Source organism: Pseudomonas sp. LB3P14 (assembly GCF_054898045.1).
In genome coordinates, this window is the sequence record NZ_CM142714.1 from 6433201 (window position 1) to 6448368 (window position 15168).

Sequence of the window (15168 nt, forward strand, 5' to 3'; positions counted from 1 at the left end):
CCGGTAAGCCCTTGCTCATTCCTGCGTAAGACTCAATCCCCCAACGCTGCCCCCTCACGCCGCGGGTCGGCCCCTCCCGCCAACGACGTTTTCCCCTGCGCATCCTTCACCCGAACAATCGCCTGGGTCCCGCTGGTCATGTCGATCTCGTTGACGCTGTGCCCTTTGTCCTTCAGCGCCTGAATCAGCGCCGGGCTGAACTGCCCCTGTTCCAGTTCCGTCGGGCCGTTGCGGCTGCCGAAGTTGGGCAGGCTGATGGCGGCTTGTGGGTCGAGGTTCCAGTCGAGCAGGCCGATGGCGGATTTGGCGACGTATTCGATGATCTGCGAGCCGCCGGGGGAGCCGACGCTGGCGAGGAATTCGCCGCTCTGGCGGTCGAAGATCAGGGTCGGTGCCATGGATGAGCGTGGGCGTTTGCCGGGTTCGACGCGGTTGGCAACCTTCTGGCCATTCTCTTCGGGGATGAACGAGAAGTCGGTCATCTGGTTGTTGAGCAGGAAGCCCTGGACCATCAGGTGCGAGCCAAACGCGGCTTCCACGGTGGTGGTCATGGACACGGCGCCGCCTTCGTCATCCACCGCCACCACTTGCGAGGTGGAGATGCGTAGCGGCGAGCGGTCCGGCGCATAGGCGACCTGAATGCCCGGCGGGGTGCCGGGTTTGGCCGTGCCCATGCTGCGATCCCCGATCAGCGCGGCGCGGCTGGCCAGGTAAGTCGGGTCCACCAGACCTTTGACGGGGACGGGCACGAAGTCTGCGTCGGCCACGTACAGCGCGCGGTCGGCGTAGGCCAGTCGCTCGGCTTCGGAGATCAGGTGCACGGCTTCAGGCGTCGGTTCGATGCCCGCTGGTTTGTTTGTCTTGACCGGCTTGAGCGATGCCAGGGCAAAGCGCGGGTCACGGGTTTCCAGGGCCTGCAAGGTGCCGAGGATCTGCGCCACGGCGATCCCGCCCGACGACGGTGGCGGCATGCCGCAGACCTGCCAGCGTTTGTAGTCGGTGCACAGCGGCGCGCGCTCCTTGGCGCTGTAGCCGTTGAGGTCCTTCAGCGACAGGCTGCCGGGGTTGGCGTGGCCCTGAACCTTGGCGACAATCTCTTGTGCGATGGGGCCTTTGTACAAGGCATCCGGTCCTTCCTTGGCGATGCGTTTGAACACAGCGGCCAGTGCCGGGTTTTTCAGCGCCGTGCCGACGGCTTTGGGACTGCCATCGGCATTCAGGAAGTAGGCCACCATGTCCGGTGAGCGTCGAATGGACGAGTCCGAGGCGATCAACTGGTGAAGGCGTGGCGAGATGGCGAAGCCTTGCTCCGCGAGTTTGATGGCCGGTTCGAACAGCTGCGCCCACGGCAGGCGACCGTGTTTCTGATGGGCCAACTCAAGTGCCCGCAACACGCCCGGTGTCCCCACCGAACGACCGCCAATCTGCGCCTGGGTGAACGGCATCGGTTTGCCGTCGGCTTGCAGGAAAAGCTTCTCGGTGGCGCCGGCCGGAGCGGTTTCGCGACCGTCATAAGTGCGCACGGCCTTGCCATCCCACAACACGATCAACGCGCCACCGCCAATGCCCGAGGATTGCGGCTCGACCAGCGTCAGCACGGCCTGCATCGCAATCGCGGCATCGATTGCCGACCCGCCCTGACGCAACATCTCCCGTCCGGCCTCGGCTGCCAGCGGATTGGCCGCGGCCGCCATGTGTTTTGAGGCGTGTTGGGTCTGCAGATCGGCGCGATAACCCGAAGCGATTTCCGGCGCAACAGGCAACGTCGAAGAGGTCGGGGCACTACAGGCTGCGAGGGTTAAAGCCGCGGCGATCAGCGAAAAGGCTGACAGGCGATAGTGGCTCAAGTGGAAGGCTGAGAACACGTGGGGGCACTCCGTCCGTGGGAAAGATCAGGGGACTTTATCGGCCGACAGGGAGCGACGCAAACCAAGGCCTACAGCAAAGACACTTTTGTCCTTCATGAAGTAGAGGATTTTCTGTAGGGTCGAGGCAACAGACTGGCCAGAAGATCAACAAGAGGCAGACATGCAGACCGAGTTCCCCACCCAGCCAAGTTACCGCACTCAGCGTGATCAATTCCTGGCCGCTGCGACAGCGGCCGGTGCGACGCTGACCGAGTACCCGCATCCACTCAACGGGCCGTTCGGTGAGTCACTGAGCACTGATGTGGCGGTACTTGGCGATCCGGGCGCGAAGCGTTTGCTGATTGCGCTGAGCGGCACTCACGGCGTTGAAGGCTTCTATGGTTCGGGATGTCAGATCAAGTGGTTGCAGGAGTTGGGCAAGCGTTCATTGCCGGCCGATGTCGCGGTGGTGATGATCCACCTGATCAATCCATGGGGCACTGCGTGGCTGCGTCGGGTCAACGAAGACAACATCGACCTGAACCGCAATCACCTGAACTTCGACCACGCATTGCCGGATAATCAGGCCTACGCAGCGCTGCATGAAATCTATGCCTGCACGGAGTTGCAAGGCCCTGAGCGTGATCGCGCCGATGCGTTGCTCAATGCGCAGATCGGCGAACACGGCTGGCCAGCGGTGATGTCGATTGTCGAGGGCGGCCAGCACCGTCATCCCGATGGTTTGTTTTACGGCGGACGGGCGCCGAGCTGGTCGAACCGCACGTTGCATCAGATCCTTCAAAAGCATGTCTCCCAGGCCGAAGTGGCCATGTGTTTCGACTTGCACACCGGCGCCGGGGAGTACGGTCATCCGATGTTGCTGACCATTACCGAGGCGGCGTATCCAGCGCTTGCAGATGCTCAGGCCATTTACGGCCCGTGGCTCTACACGCTGCTGACCGGCGCCGACACGCTGAGCGAAACCGGCGTTGCGGCCACCGCCACCGGTTACACCTCGCAGGCGTTGATCAATGCGCTACCGCACGTGCGGTTGATGCCGTTTGTGATTGAGTGCGGGACGTATCCCGGCGCCGAGGTTCATCGTTATCTGCGCGACGATCACTGGCTGCACCTGCATGGCAATCCAAGTGATGGCGTGGGACGCGCGATAAAACTGAATCTGGTGGAGCAGTTCTATCCCGTCGACAGCGACTGGCAGGCGATGGTCTGGCTGCGCACCTGGCAGATTTGGGAGCGGGCGTTGTCAGCATTGCCGGCAATTCGTTCCTGACGTAATTTACGGGGACGTGGCCTCTCGTTGCCCGAACTCATTCGGTTCAGATCTTCCTGCAACCGCAGCATGCTTTCTTCGCCGACGCGGATGAAACCGCTGCGGGGCTGATCCAGGTCGAGGATGATGGTGAAGACCATGGCAATCAGGATCGCGAAGATGACTGTCGAACCATGCCGTCGACGGTGGCCCAGGCCATAGCTGTAAGCGATGAAGCCCAACGCGCCGATCGCCACGACAAACAGCAGATTGATGACGGTTGCCGGGACATGATTGTCCTGCGCGGCACGGCGCTTTTCATTGGCGTTATACACGTCGGTCAGCGACTGGATCACCAGGTTCATGGGGGCTGTCGCTTCGCCACGGGCCTCGGCGGCTGCGGCCAGATTCCATAACTGGTCCTCGATCGTCCGGGACGATTCGCTGGCCGCCTTCAGCAGTTTCTCGTCCGTGCCGGCACGCATGAATTCTATCCGCGCCGAGACATAATCCTTGAGCAGCGCAGACACTTTTCCGCGCAGATCAGACGGCAGTAACTTCGCTCGCAGATAGGTCGAGCCGATCACCGTGACTTCATCTTGAATCAGTGTTTTGCGCGCTTCGAAACGTGAGGTGGCCATGGCGAAGTTGAAACCCAGCAACAAGGCGAGCAGACCGAGGAGGGCGGTTTGCAAGGCACTGAGGTGGGATCGGGTCGAATCACTGCTGTGAGTTCGGTGATGACGGCCGAGACGGAAAGCGAGTTCCAGCACCACGCAGAAGATGGCGACCACGATGAAAAACAGAATGATTTCGTCCAGGCCCCAATGCATAGGATGGTCTCTCTGCGTTCAAGCTTTGGCATTAACTTTAGGAGAGAACCGCCACGGGCGTAAATTTACCGCCCTGTGGTTTTGGGGCACTTTTCTCGAGGCATAAAAAAACGGCCTACCTTTCGGTAAGCCGTTTTTAGTACTTGGTGGCTACACAGGGACTTGAACCCCGGACCCCAGCATTATGAATGCTATGCTCTAACCAACTGAGCTATGTAGCCAAGTGGCGCGCATTATTGGCTCGTAACGATGATGTGTCAAGCGTAAATCTAAAATATTTCTCTACGCTTTCAACCGCTTATCCACCTGACTCGAAAAACCGGGCCAGGGGAGGGCGTCAACTGAGCTGAAATCTCCCGGTATTGGCACTCAAGGCCTTGCTGCCCTGGCTCAAGGTGTCCGCCGCCAGGTTCACCGCCCGCGCACCTTCGAGCAAGCGTACCGCTGCCTGATCGACTTGCTGGATGTTGCCGCTGACTTCGTCGGCGGTGCTGGCCTGTTCTTCCACCGCCGTAGCAATTTGCGCCAGGGTGTCAGTGACGCCTTGTACCGCGTGGGCAATTTCCCCGAGGCGTTCGCCCAACCCTGTGACCGACTGCGCATCGCTTTGCGCCTGGCTACAGGCCGCTTCCATCAGGCTCACCGCTTCGTTCACCGTGCTGCGCAAGCTGTCGACGGTGCCGGCAATCTGCGCGGTGGAGGACTGGGTGCGTTGCGACAGGCTGCGTACTTCGTCGGCCACCACCGCAAAACCGCGACCTTGCTCACCCGCGCGAGCGGCCTCGATGGCGGCGTTAAGTGCCAACAGGTTCGTCTGCTCGGCAACCCCGCGAATGGTGTCCACCACCAATTGAATCTGCTGCCCTTGCTCGCTGACCCGGCCCAGTGCCGCAGCGGTGTCGTTCAATCGCTGATTGAGTTGCTGAATGCTTGCCGTGGTGCGCTGGCTGTCACGGCTGCTGTCGGCGGCGATGCGCTGGGTGTGCTGAGCGCTGCCGGAGGCCTGTTCGCAACTCTGGGCAACCCCTTGCGAGGTGGCGGCCAATTGTGTGGCGGCCGCGGCGATCTGGCTGATCTGCAACTGCTGAGCTTCGACTTCCCCCAGGGCACCGCTGGAGTGATGGTTGAGGGTGCGCACCGCGTTGCTTAGCTGCAAGGTTTCATGATCGACCCCCAGCAGGCTATTGCGCAGCTGCACTACCGCGACATTGAGGGCGGTGCTGATGGCAGCCAGTTCGTCGCGGCCCTGCACCGGTACTTGCAGGCTCAGATTGCCGTCACGCAAGGCTTCGGCCAGCAAGGTGATGCCGCTGGCGCTGCGACGAATCGAGGCCTGCAAGCAGATGAACAGGTACAGCGCGGCCAAGAGCAGACAGCCAAAAATGGTCGCGACGAAGATGAACTGGCGAATGGCCGAACCGTGGTAGTAATCCAGACGCTGATCCAGCGACACCAGCGACTGCTGACGCAACGAAGCGAAATCGGAGAGCAGGGCGTCGAGATTGCGTTCGAACTCTTCCGGCTTGAGCTTGATGCTGCCGCCGAACACGCCGTCATCGAGGGCTTTCAACTCGGCGTCCAGGTGCTTGAGGCTGTCATGGTATTGCCCGGACCAGGCTTGCAACGCGCTGGGCAGCCGCGCCTCCAGCAGGCTCGCGGTTTTGACCAGCTGCTCCCGGGCATCGCCGATGCGGCTGCGCAAGTCGCGCAATTGCAGACGGCTTTGCAGGGTGAACTGTCCAGACACCACTGATGCCTGGCCGACGCTGGCGAGGCGGCCGACTCGTTCAATCAGGTCTGGCGCGTGCTGCGTGGAGATCTGGGTCAGCAGATAGGTCTCCAGCCACGGCGCCAACGTCAGGCGATTATCCATGGCGATCTGCTCGCGCAAGGCTTGCAGGGCACTCAAGGCATTGGTGAACCGATCGTAACCGTCCGGCCACCAACCGACGCTGCTCAGGCTTTTCGAGTCCAGGCCATTGAGGGCGGTTTGCAGGGTTTGATAACGGGCCAGGGTTTCGCCCTCGGCGCCTTCGGTTTGCAGTGCGTTGCCGAGGTCGGAGGTGGCTTGGGTGACGGCGGGTTGAACCGTATCGAAAGCAGCCATCGCCGCGATAGTCGCTGGCGTCGGCTGGCGATTGGTTTCCGTGGCGCGCCAGCGAGCCGCGCGGTCACGCTGGGCGGCGAGCAGGTTATCGAGAGCATCCAGGGCAAGCAGTTGCCGAACCCCGGCACGTTCGCCGGAGATGAGGTTCAGTTTGTCGCGATAGTCCTGACCGATCATCCACAGACTGCCCGTCAGCGGCAGGATAAACAGCAGGAACAACAGCTGAAATTTGCGTGCGAAACCAAAACGCCCCAGCAACCCGATCCCCGGTGATAAAAAAGCCTGCATGCCCCAAAACTCCTCTGGACACCACGCACCATCGGCGTGCGTCGAGACCGTTGTGGCCGCGACGTGTGCCCTTTTAAAAGGCCTCGAAAGTCCACCCTCGTCAGCTCTGTAGGCCGGCTCTGTGGCGAAACTTCCCATTCTCGGTCCCCTTTGTAAGGGGCCGCGTTGAAGCGGATTACAGAGGCAAGATTCAGACCATGGCGTTGCGCTATCACCTTTTCAGCGATGAAAGTCGAGGTCGTTAGCAGGCTAAGGGGATGGCGCTGATGCACTGAAAAATGGCACATTGACGCACCTGCCCGTGTGCACCCATCTGTTGTACGGAAACTCTTATGGCTATCAGCAATGCCCAGACCGGCACAGCGCCGGCATCCGCGACTTCACAAAGCAACCCTTTGGTCATGCGCATCATCGGCGCCGTGGCGCTGGCGCATTTGATCAACGACTTGATCCAGTCGGTGCTGCCATCGATTTATCCGATGCTCAAGGCCAACTATGGCCTGACCTTCACCCAGGTTGGCTTGATCACTTTGACGTTCCAGCTGACGGCTTCGCTATTGCAGCCGTGGGTGGGTTATCACACCGATCGGCACCCTAAACCCTGGCTGCTACCGGCCGGAACAGTCTGCACGTTGATCGGCATTCTGATGATGTCAGTGGTGGGCAGCTTTCCGATGATTCTGCTGGCGGCCGGGTTGATCGGCATCGGCTCCTCGACCTTTCACCCGGAAGCCTCTCGCGTGGCGCGGTTGGCCTCGGGCGGGCGATTCGGCCTGGCGCAATCGACCTTTCAGGTCGGCGGTAATGCGGGTTCGGCCTTCGGTCCGTTGCTGGCAGCGGCGATCATCATTCCTTTCGGTCAGGGCCATGTGGCCTGGTTTGGATTGTTCGCGGTGTTTGCGTTGTTCGTGCTCTATCGGATCAGCCGCTGGTACGCCAACCACCTGAGTCTGTTCAAACTCAAGCAAGGTCAGGCGGCGACGCATGGCTTGTCGAAGAACCGCGTGATCAGTGCACTGGTGGTACTCGGGCTGCTGGTGTTCTCCAAGTATTTCTACATGGCCAGTTTCACCAGTTACTTCACCTTCTACCTGATCGAGAAATTCGACCTGTCGGTGGCGAGTTCGCAGTTGCACCTGTTCCTGTTTCTCGGAGCGGTAGCGGCGGGGACGTTCTTCGGTGGGCCGATTGGCGACAAGATCGGGCGTAAGGCCGTGATCTGGTTCTCGATCCTCGGCGTAGCGCCGTTCACGCTGATCCTGCCTCACGTCGACCTGTTCTGGACCAGTATCCTGAGCGTCGTGATCGGCTTCATCCTCGCCTCGGCGTTCTCGGCCATCGTGGTGTATGCGCAAGAACTGGTGCCGGGCAATGTCGGAATGATTGCCGGGGTGTTCTTCGGACTGATGTTCGGCTTTGGCGGGATTGGTGCGGCGTTGCTGGGGCATTTGGCCGACATTCACGGCATCGAATACGTGTACTTCCTGTGCTCGTTCCTGCCGTTGTTAGGTGTGTTGGCGATCTTGCTGCCTCGGACGAAGAAATCCTGAGTCAACGCAAAACCCTGTGGGAGCGGGCTTGCCCGCGAAGGCGGAGTGTCAGTCGACATTTATGCAGCTGACACAATGCCTTCGCGGGCAAGCCCGCTCCCACAGGGATCTTTATTGTTCGCTGGAAAGACACCAGGCACAAAAAAGCCGCGTATCAAACGCGGCTTTTTCTTGAGCGGGTGTTTTACACGTTAAAACGGAAGTGCATCACATCGCCGTCTTTAACGATGTAATCCTTACCTTCCAGACGCCATTTACCGGCTTCTTTGGTGCCGGCTTCGCCCTTGTACTGGATGAAGTCGTCGTAGGCGATGACTTCGGCGCGGATGAAGCCTTTTTCGAAGTCGGTGTGGATCACACCAGCGGCTTGTGGTGCGGTAGCACCGACGCGTACGGTCCAGGCGCGGACTTCTTCGACACCGGCGGTGAAGTAGGTCTGCAGGTGCAGCATCTCGTAGCCAGCGCGGATCACGCGGTTCAGGCCTGGTTCTTCGAGGCCCAGGGCTTCGAGGAACATGTCTTTCTCTTCGCCGTCATCCAGCTCGGCGATTTCGGCTTCGATCTTGTTGCAGACCGGAACCACCATGGCGCCTTCTTCTTCGGCAATGGCCTTGACGATGTCCAACAGCGGGTTGTTCTCGAAACCGTCTTCGGCGACGTTGGCGATGTACATGACCGGCTTGGTGGTCAGCAGGTGGAAACCACGAATCACCGCTTTCTCGTCGGCGTTCATGGTTTTCATCAGGGTGCGCGCAGGCTTGCCGAGGGTGAAGTGAGCGATCAGTTGCTCCAGCAGGCCTTTCTGGACCACGGCGTCCTTGTCACCACCCTTGGCGTTGCGGGCGACTTTCTGCAGTTGCTTCTCGCAGCTGTCGAGGTCGGCGAAGATCAGTTCCAGGTCGATGATTTCGATGTCACGTTTCGGGTCGACGCTGTTGGAGACGTGAATCACGTTCTCGTCTTCGAAGCAGCGGACCACGTGCGCGATGGCATCGGTTTCACGGATGTTGGCGAGGAATTTGTTGCCCAGGCCTTCACCTTTCGAGGCGCCAGCCACCAGGCCTGCGATGTCGACGAATTCCATGGTGGTCGGCAGGATGCGCTTGGGATTGACGATGGCTGCCAGGGCTTCCAGGCGCGAATCCGGCATCGGCACGATGCCGGTGTTCGGCTCGATGGTGCAGAAGGGGAAGTTCTCGGCCGCGATCCCGGATTTGGTCAGGGCGTTGAACAGGGTGGACTTGCCGACGTTAGGCAGGCCGACGATGCCGCAATTGAATCCCATGGTGTTTCCCCTCGGATAAGAGTCAGGCCTTCTGGCTGTGCAGGTTTTTCATCGCGCGGTTCCATTCACCGGCGAGGATATCCGGCAGCACGCCGAGGGCAAAGTCGATGCTGGCATCGAGTTTTTCCTGTTCGGCGCGTGGCGCACGACCCAGGACGAAGTTTGAAACCATACTGGCAACGCCCGGGTGGCCAATGCCAAGCCGCAAGCGGTGAAAGGTATTCTGATTGCCCAGTTGCGCGATGATGTCGCGCAACCCGTTGTGACCGCCGTGGCCGCCGCCCTGTTTGAGTTTGGCAACGCCCGGTGGCAGGTCGAGTTCGTCATGCGCCACCAGGATTTCTTCAGGCTTGATGCGGAAGAAGCCGGCAAGTGCCGCGACGGCCTGGCCGCTACGGTTCATGTAGGTGGTGGGAATCAGCAGACGAACATCCTGACCCTGATGCGAATAGCGCCCGGTCAGGCCGAAATATTTGCGATCCGCCACAAGGTTCACGCCTTGTGCGTTCGCGATGCGCTCAACAAAAAGGGCCCCTGCGTTATGCCGGGTCTGTTCGTATTCAGCGCCTGGATTTCCCAGGCCAACGATCAGTTTGATGGCAGTCACGATAGGGGCCCTTCCTTGGAGTGGTGGATAACATCGCCGCATTCAAGGAGTGCGGCGAAAGTGGACGACAAGTGCTCATTTACCATTATGTAAACTCCGCGTTATCGCCCGCTTTCTCGCTACGCTCTAGTCCGCGATGTTTCCGGTCACTCCGGCGAACAGAGTGAAATTACTCTGCTGCGCCTTCTTCAGTAGTAGCTTCTGGAGCAACACGTGGAGCGTGGACGTTGGCAACAGCCTTGTCATCGCCGTGTGCCAGAGCAACAAACTCAACGCCTTTAGGGGCTTTGAGGTCAGACAGGTGAATGATCGAACCGATTTCGGCGTTAGCCAGGTCGACTTCGATGAATTCAGGCAGGTCTTTCGGCAGGCACGAAACTTCGATTTCAGCAACAACGTGCGAAACTTCGCCGCCTTTCTTGATCGGAGCTTCTTCACCAACAAAGTGTACAGGCACGATAGCGGTCAGTTTCTGGCCAGCTACAACGCGTACGAAGTCAGCGTGCATCACGTGGCCTTTGGCCGGGTGACGCTGCAGAGCTTTGATGATTACGTTTTGCTTGGTGCCGCCAACGTTCAGCTCGATGATGTGGCTATAAGCCGCTTCGTTTTCGAGCAGTTTGGCAACTTCTTTAGCCAGCATGCTGATGGATTCAGGGGCTTTTTCGCCACCGTAAACTACAGCAGGTACCAGGCTTGCGAGACGACGCAGGCGGCGGCTCGCACCTTTCCCCAGGTCGGAACGCACTTCAGCATTCAGAGTAAAATCGTTCATGTTGTATCTCCAAAATAACCACATTCGCCCCAGCGTTTGCGACCAGCGCTAAAGGCGATATGGGCAAAAAAGCCCCGCCCCGACAGGAATGCCGGGGCGGGGCGCTTTTCGTCAACGAGATGTTCGAGAAGGGCAGGGCCCTTAGCGGAACATCGCGCTGATCGATTCTTCATTGCTGATGCGGCGGACCGCTTCGGCAACAACCGGCGCGATATCCAGTTGACGGATACGCGAGCAGGCTTGAGCAGCAGCGGACAACGGGATGGTGTTAGTCACCACCAGTTCGTCCAGCATGGAATTTTCAATGTTTTCGATCGCCCGACCGGACAGCACAGGGTGTGTGCAGTAGGCGAAAACCTTGGCAGCGCCATGCTCTTTCAGGGCCTTGGCCGCGTGACACAGAGTGCCGGCGGTATCGACCATGTCATCGACCAGAATACAGGTACGCCCTTCGACATCACCGATGATATGCATCACTTCGGAGTGATTGGCTTTCTCACGGCGTTTGTCGATGATCCCGAGATCCACGCCCAGGGATTTGGCAACAGCACGTGCACGCACGACGCCACCAATGTCCGGGGACACGATCATCAGGTTTTCGAAGCGCTGATCTTCAATGTCATCCACCAATACCGGGGAGCCGTAGATGTTATCTACCGGAATATCGAAGAAACCCTGGATTTGGTCAGCATGCAGATCAACCGTGAGAACACGGTCGATGCCGACTACGGTAAGCATGTCAGCCACGACTTTCGCGCTGATAGCCACACGTGCGGAACGCGGACGGCGATCCTGACGGGCATAACCAAAGTAAGGAATTACAGCAGTGATACGAGTAGCCGAGGAGCGGCGGAAGGCGTCAGCCATCACTACCAGTTCCATCAGGTTATCGTTGGTCGGAGCGCAAGTCGGCTGAATAATGAAGACATCTTTACCGCGGACGTTTTCATTGATCTCGGCAGTAATTTCGCCGTCGGAAAATTTACCGACAGAGATGTCACCGAGAGGGATATGCAGCTGACGTACAACACGCCGAGCCAGATCGGGGTTAGCGTTCCCCGTAAAGACCATCATCTTGGACACGCGCAGTACCTGAAGGCTGAGGGTATACCTGGATGAGTATAGGAAAATGGCAGGGGCGGCTGGATTCGAACCAACGCATGGCAGGATCAAAACCTGCTGCCTTACCGCTTGGCGACGCCCCTGTATCTGTTGCAACGAGTACCCAGTACTCGGTTCCTTTTAGAGCAGACTTTGCAGCTTGCGATGCAACATCGAAACGTTGCTTCCCTTTGCTACAAACCCTGTAAGGGTCTCTGTAAGAAGGGCCGAGACTTTATCAGCTTCAGCTTTGCTTGGGAAGCCCCCAAACACACAACTTCCAGTTCCGGTGAGTTTTGCTTCGGTAAATTTACCTAACAAATTCAATGCGTTACGTACATCTGGATAACGCCTTGCTACCACCGGTAAGCAGTCATTTCGACTGTTTCCCTTGGGAACGGGGCGCACTTTAATGGGAGAAGAGTTACGTGTCAACAACGGATCTGAAAAAATTTCTGCTGTACTTACAGAGACTTGCGGCACAAGCACGAGATACCACGGCTCGATGGGGTAAACAGGGGTCAGTTTCTCCCCCACGCCCTCGGCGAAAGCCGCGTGCCCACGCACGAAAACCGGGACGTCCGCGCCCAGCGTCAGGCCCAAAGTGGCCAGCCGATCCTCATCCCAACCCAGTTGCCAGAGATGATTGAGGCCCAGCAAAGTGGTCGCGGCATTTGAGCTACCACCACCGATGCCACCGCCCATGGGCAGAATTTTTTCGATCCAGATATCAATCCCGAGCGAACAACCGGATTGCTCCTGAAGTTTTTTTGCGGCTTTGACGATCAGATTGCTGTCGTGAGGGACGCCATCGAATTCAGTGTGCAACCGAATCACACCGTCATCACGAACGGCGAAGGTGATTTCATCGCCGTAGTCGAGAAACTGAAAAATCGTCTGCAGCTCATGGTAACCGTCTTCGCGGCGACCGAGGATGTGCAGCATCAGATTGAGTTTGGCCGGGGAGGGCAGCGTCAAGCGAGGAGCCGTCATGTTCACTGCCCCAGTTTGCGAGGTTGCCATTCCTTGATCACCAGCGTGATATCAAGGTCGGTGCCGTGCAGTTTGATCCGCTCGGGCAACCAATAACCGTTTTGCTCGGCGTAACTCAAGTATTCGACCTGCCAGCCATCCTGTTCTAGATTGGCCAGGCGGCTATCGGCATCCAGGGTCAGGCGACTTTTGCTGTCCGGCGCCGGGAGCCCGCGAACCCACCAGGCCAGGTTGGAAACGGGTAACTTCCAGCCGAGCTGTTCTTCGACCAGCGCCTCTGGTGTCGTTGCGTCATAACGGCCCTGATTGGCCACTTCCAGCGAGACTTTGCCAGGGTGACCCGTCAAGCGTGCTGCGCCACGACCCAGGGGGCCGGAGAGGCGAATGTCGTAATAATCCTGTCGCTGCAGCCAGAACAACGTGCCGCTGCCCGAGTCTTTCGGGGCGCGAATGCCGATCTTGCCGTTGATCTGCCAGCCGTCGAGACTGGTCAGTTGCTGTTTGTACACGCGCCATTGGGCGGGGTTGCCTTGACCCTGGACCGATTCGCGGGCACCGAAGCCTGCGCAACCGGCGAGCAGGGTGATGAAGCTGAAAACAATGAGGTGGCGCAAAAACATAATCTTAAAGAGTCTCTGATCCGGTCAGGCGCTTGATGGTGCTGCGCAGGAGAGGGCTGTCGGGTTGCGCCTTGAGGAACTTGTCCCAGATTTGCTTGGCTTCGCGTTGCTTGCCATTGGCCCACAGAACTTCACCCAGGTGCGCGGCGACTTCCTGATCGGGGAAACGCTCCAGTGCCTGGCGCAGCAGGCGTTCGGCTTCGTCGAGATTGCCCATGCGGAAGTTCACCCAGCCGAGGCTGTCGAGTACCGCCGGGTCTTCCGGATTGATCTGGTGTGCCTGTTCGATCAAGGCCTTGGCTTCGGCGTAGCGCGTCGTACGGTCGGACAGGGTGTAACCAAGGGCGTTCAGCGCCATCGCGTTGTCCGGGTCGCGCTTGATGATCAGCCGCAGGTCTTTTTCCATCTGCGCCAGGTCATTGCGTTTTTCCGCTTGCATGGCGCGGGTGTACAGCAGATTCAGATCGTCCGGGTATTTCTGCAAGGCTTGCTGCAATACATTCCAGGCCTTGTCGGGCTGTTTATTGGCGGACAAGGTTTCGGCTTCGATCAAATACAACTGAATGGCGTAATCGGGCTGCTCGTCGCGCTCCGCCGCCAGACGGCTTTGGGCTTCGGCGGTCTTGCCGTTGTTCATCAGGATATCGGCCTGACGCAATTGCGCCGGCAGGTAATCGTTGCCCGGGCCGACCTGGGCGTATTCGATCAGCGCGCCTTGGGGGTCGTTGCGTTCTTCAGCGATACGACCGAGGTTCAGGTGCGCCGAATCGACGTGGCTTTCACGGGTGATCAGGTCTTCCAGATAGCCCTTGGCCTCATCCCAAGCCTTGGCTTCCAGGCAGACCAGCGCCAGGGAGTAACGCAGTTCGTCGTCTTCCGGGTATTGCTGAACCAGGCTTGAGAACTCGACTTTGGCATCGTCCATGCGGTTCTGTTCAACCAGCATGCGCGCGTAAGTCAGGCGCAGGCGTTTGTCGTCCGGGTACTTCTTGATGCTTTTTTGCAGCAGCGGCAAGGCTTCATCGCCACGGTTGAGCGTTTGCAGCAAGCGTGCACGCAGCAGGATCGGTGCTATTTCGCCGTCGTCCGGTGGATTGTCTTCCAGCAGGCCCAACGCACCCTTGGCGTCACCGTCCTGTTGCAGCAGCAAGGCTTTGCCGAAAATCAGTTGGCTGTTGTCTGGATGGCGCTGCAATAAGCGGTCAAAACTTTTCATCAAGCCGTTACGCGTGTCCTGGTCGGTATCGGCCGCCGACAGGGCGAGAAAGTCGAAATGCGTGTCGCCCTTGCCTTGCAGGACTTTCTCCATATAAACCATGGAGTCGTCATAACGCCCGGCGCGAGCCAGTTGCACGGCAGCGGCCCGTTGCGCCTCGAGGTCGTCCGGGGCGTTTTTCGCCCAGATCAGCGCGGTGTCCAGGGCAGCCTGATCGGCGCCCAGGTACTCGGCGATGCGAAATGCCCGTTCGGAGATGCCCGGATCCTGAGTGTTAATGGCCTGGGTGACGTAGTTGTCCAAGGCAATGTCGAAACGATTGCGCTGGCCAGCCAGTTCGGCGCTCAGCAGGCTGAAGACAGTTTCTTCACTGAATGAGCTGTAAACCTTGGGCTTTTCAGGGGCCGGAGTGCTGTCTTCGACCGGCGGCGTACCGTCCGACGAAACGGGCGCCAAGGCCTGGCAGCCGCTGAGGAAGACAAAAGCGAGGAGCAACGCGGAAGATCTATTCATATAGGAAGAGGACGACTAACCTGCGGTCGGATCATCATGACACAAGCCTTCGACCAAACATAACCGAGTCTCAGTTGATGCCTTTACAGGGGCAGGTCATTGGGACAATCGTAGGAGCTGCCGCAGGCTGCGATCTTTTGATCTTGCCTGTGCGGCACCTTTG

The 15168-nt window shown here is 59.0% G+C and carries 12 protein-coding genes and 2 tRNA genes; 2 read left to right on the top strand and 12 right to left on the bottom strand.

Annotation, left to right across the window (positions count from 1 at the left end):
- Positions 1-32 precede the first annotated feature (32 nt).
- Positions 33-1865, bottom strand: coding sequence for a gamma-glutamyltransferase (gene ggt, locus ACYZT5_RS29515; protein WP_462048490.1), 1833 nt, complete (start codon positions 1863-1865; stop codon positions 33-35).
- A gap of 163 nt (positions 1866-2028) precedes the next feature.
- Between ggt and ACYZT5_RS29520 the strand changes: the two genes are divergently transcribed.
- Positions 2029-3138, top strand: coding sequence for a DUF2817 domain-containing protein (locus ACYZT5_RS29520; protein WP_462048491.1), 1110 nt, complete (start codon positions 2029-2031; stop codon positions 3136-3138).
- Here ACYZT5_RS29520 and ACYZT5_RS29525 read toward each other — a convergent pair.
- From ACYZT5_RS29525 to ACYZT5_RS29535, 3 genes are all read right to left on the bottom strand, one after another.
- Positions 3042-3950 carry a bestrophin-like domain gene (locus ACYZT5_RS29525; RefSeq protein ID WP_462048492.1) on the bottom strand — a complete coding sequence of 303 codons (909 nt, stop codon included), beginning with the start codon at positions 3948-3950 and terminating at the stop codon, positions 3042-3044. The genes ACYZT5_RS29520 and ACYZT5_RS29525 overlap by 97 nt on opposite strands.
- A 144-nt stretch (positions 3951-4094) precedes the next feature.
- Positions 4095-4171 (bottom strand) — tRNA-Met (locus ACYZT5_RS29530).
- Between the two features lie 116 nt (positions 4172-4287).
- Complete coding sequence (locus ACYZT5_RS29535) at positions 4288-6345, bottom strand: methyl-accepting chemotaxis protein (protein WP_462048493.1); 2058 nt, start codon at positions 6343-6345, stop codon at positions 4288-4290.
- Between the two features lie 332 nt (positions 6346-6677).
- On the opposite strand from ACYZT5_RS29535, the gene ACYZT5_RS29540 reads away from it, so the two are divergent.
- Positions 6678-7895: an MFS transporter gene (locus ACYZT5_RS29540; RefSeq protein ID WP_462048494.1), complete on the top strand. Its 1218-nt coding sequence runs from the start codon at positions 6678-6680 to the stop codon at positions 7893-7895.
- A gap of 184 nt (positions 7896-8079) precedes the next feature.
- Here ACYZT5_RS29540 and ychF read toward each other — a convergent pair whose 3' ends face one another.
- From ychF to ACYZT5_RS29580, 8 genes are all read right to left on the bottom strand, one after another.
- Positions 8080-9180, bottom strand: a complete 1101-nt coding sequence (ychF, locus tag ACYZT5_RS29545) for a redox-regulated ATPase YchF (protein WP_449643090.1) — start codon at positions 9178-9180, stop codon at positions 8080-8082.
- Between the two features lie 22 nt (positions 9181-9202).
- Positions 9203-9787 carry an aminoacyl-tRNA hydrolase gene (gene pth, locus ACYZT5_RS29550; RefSeq protein ID WP_046030136.1) on the bottom strand — a complete coding sequence of 195 codons (585 nt, stop codon included), beginning with the start codon at positions 9785-9787 and terminating at the stop codon, positions 9203-9205.
- Positions 9788-9956: 169 nt separating this feature from the next.
- Positions 9957-10562 carry a 50S ribosomal protein L25/general stress protein Ctc gene (locus ACYZT5_RS29555; RefSeq protein ID WP_033061244.1) on the bottom strand — a complete coding sequence of 202 codons (606 nt, stop codon included), beginning with the start codon at positions 10560-10562 and terminating at the stop codon, positions 9957-9959.
- Positions 10563-10703: 141 nt separating this feature from the next.
- Complete coding sequence (locus ACYZT5_RS29560; RefSeq protein ID WP_003208392.1) at positions 10704-11645, bottom strand: ribose-phosphate pyrophosphokinase; 942 nt, start codon at positions 11643-11645, stop codon at positions 10704-10706.
- 47 nt (positions 11646-11692) lie between these two features.
- Positions 11693-11767: transfer RNA gene (locus ACYZT5_RS29565), tRNA-Gln, on the bottom strand.
- Positions 11768-11804: 37 nt separating this feature from the next.
- Entirely contained in the window at positions 11805-12656 is an 852-nt protein-coding gene (gene ispE, locus ACYZT5_RS29570) for a 4-(cytidine 5'-diphospho)-2-C-methyl-D-erythritol kinase (RefSeq protein WP_462052330.1), read from the bottom strand.
- A 2-nt stretch (positions 12657-12658) separates the two neighbouring features.
- Positions 12659-13276: a lipoprotein insertase outer membrane protein LolB gene (gene lolB, locus ACYZT5_RS29575; RefSeq protein WP_462048495.1), complete on the bottom strand. Its 618-nt coding sequence runs from the start codon at positions 13274-13276 to the stop codon at positions 12659-12661.
- Positions 13277-13280: 4 nt separating this feature from the next.
- Positions 13281-15005, bottom strand: coding sequence for a tetratricopeptide repeat protein (locus tag ACYZT5_RS29580; RefSeq protein WP_462048496.1), 1725 nt, complete (start codon positions 15003-15005; stop codon positions 13281-13283).
- Positions 15006-15168: the final 163 nt, after the last annotated feature.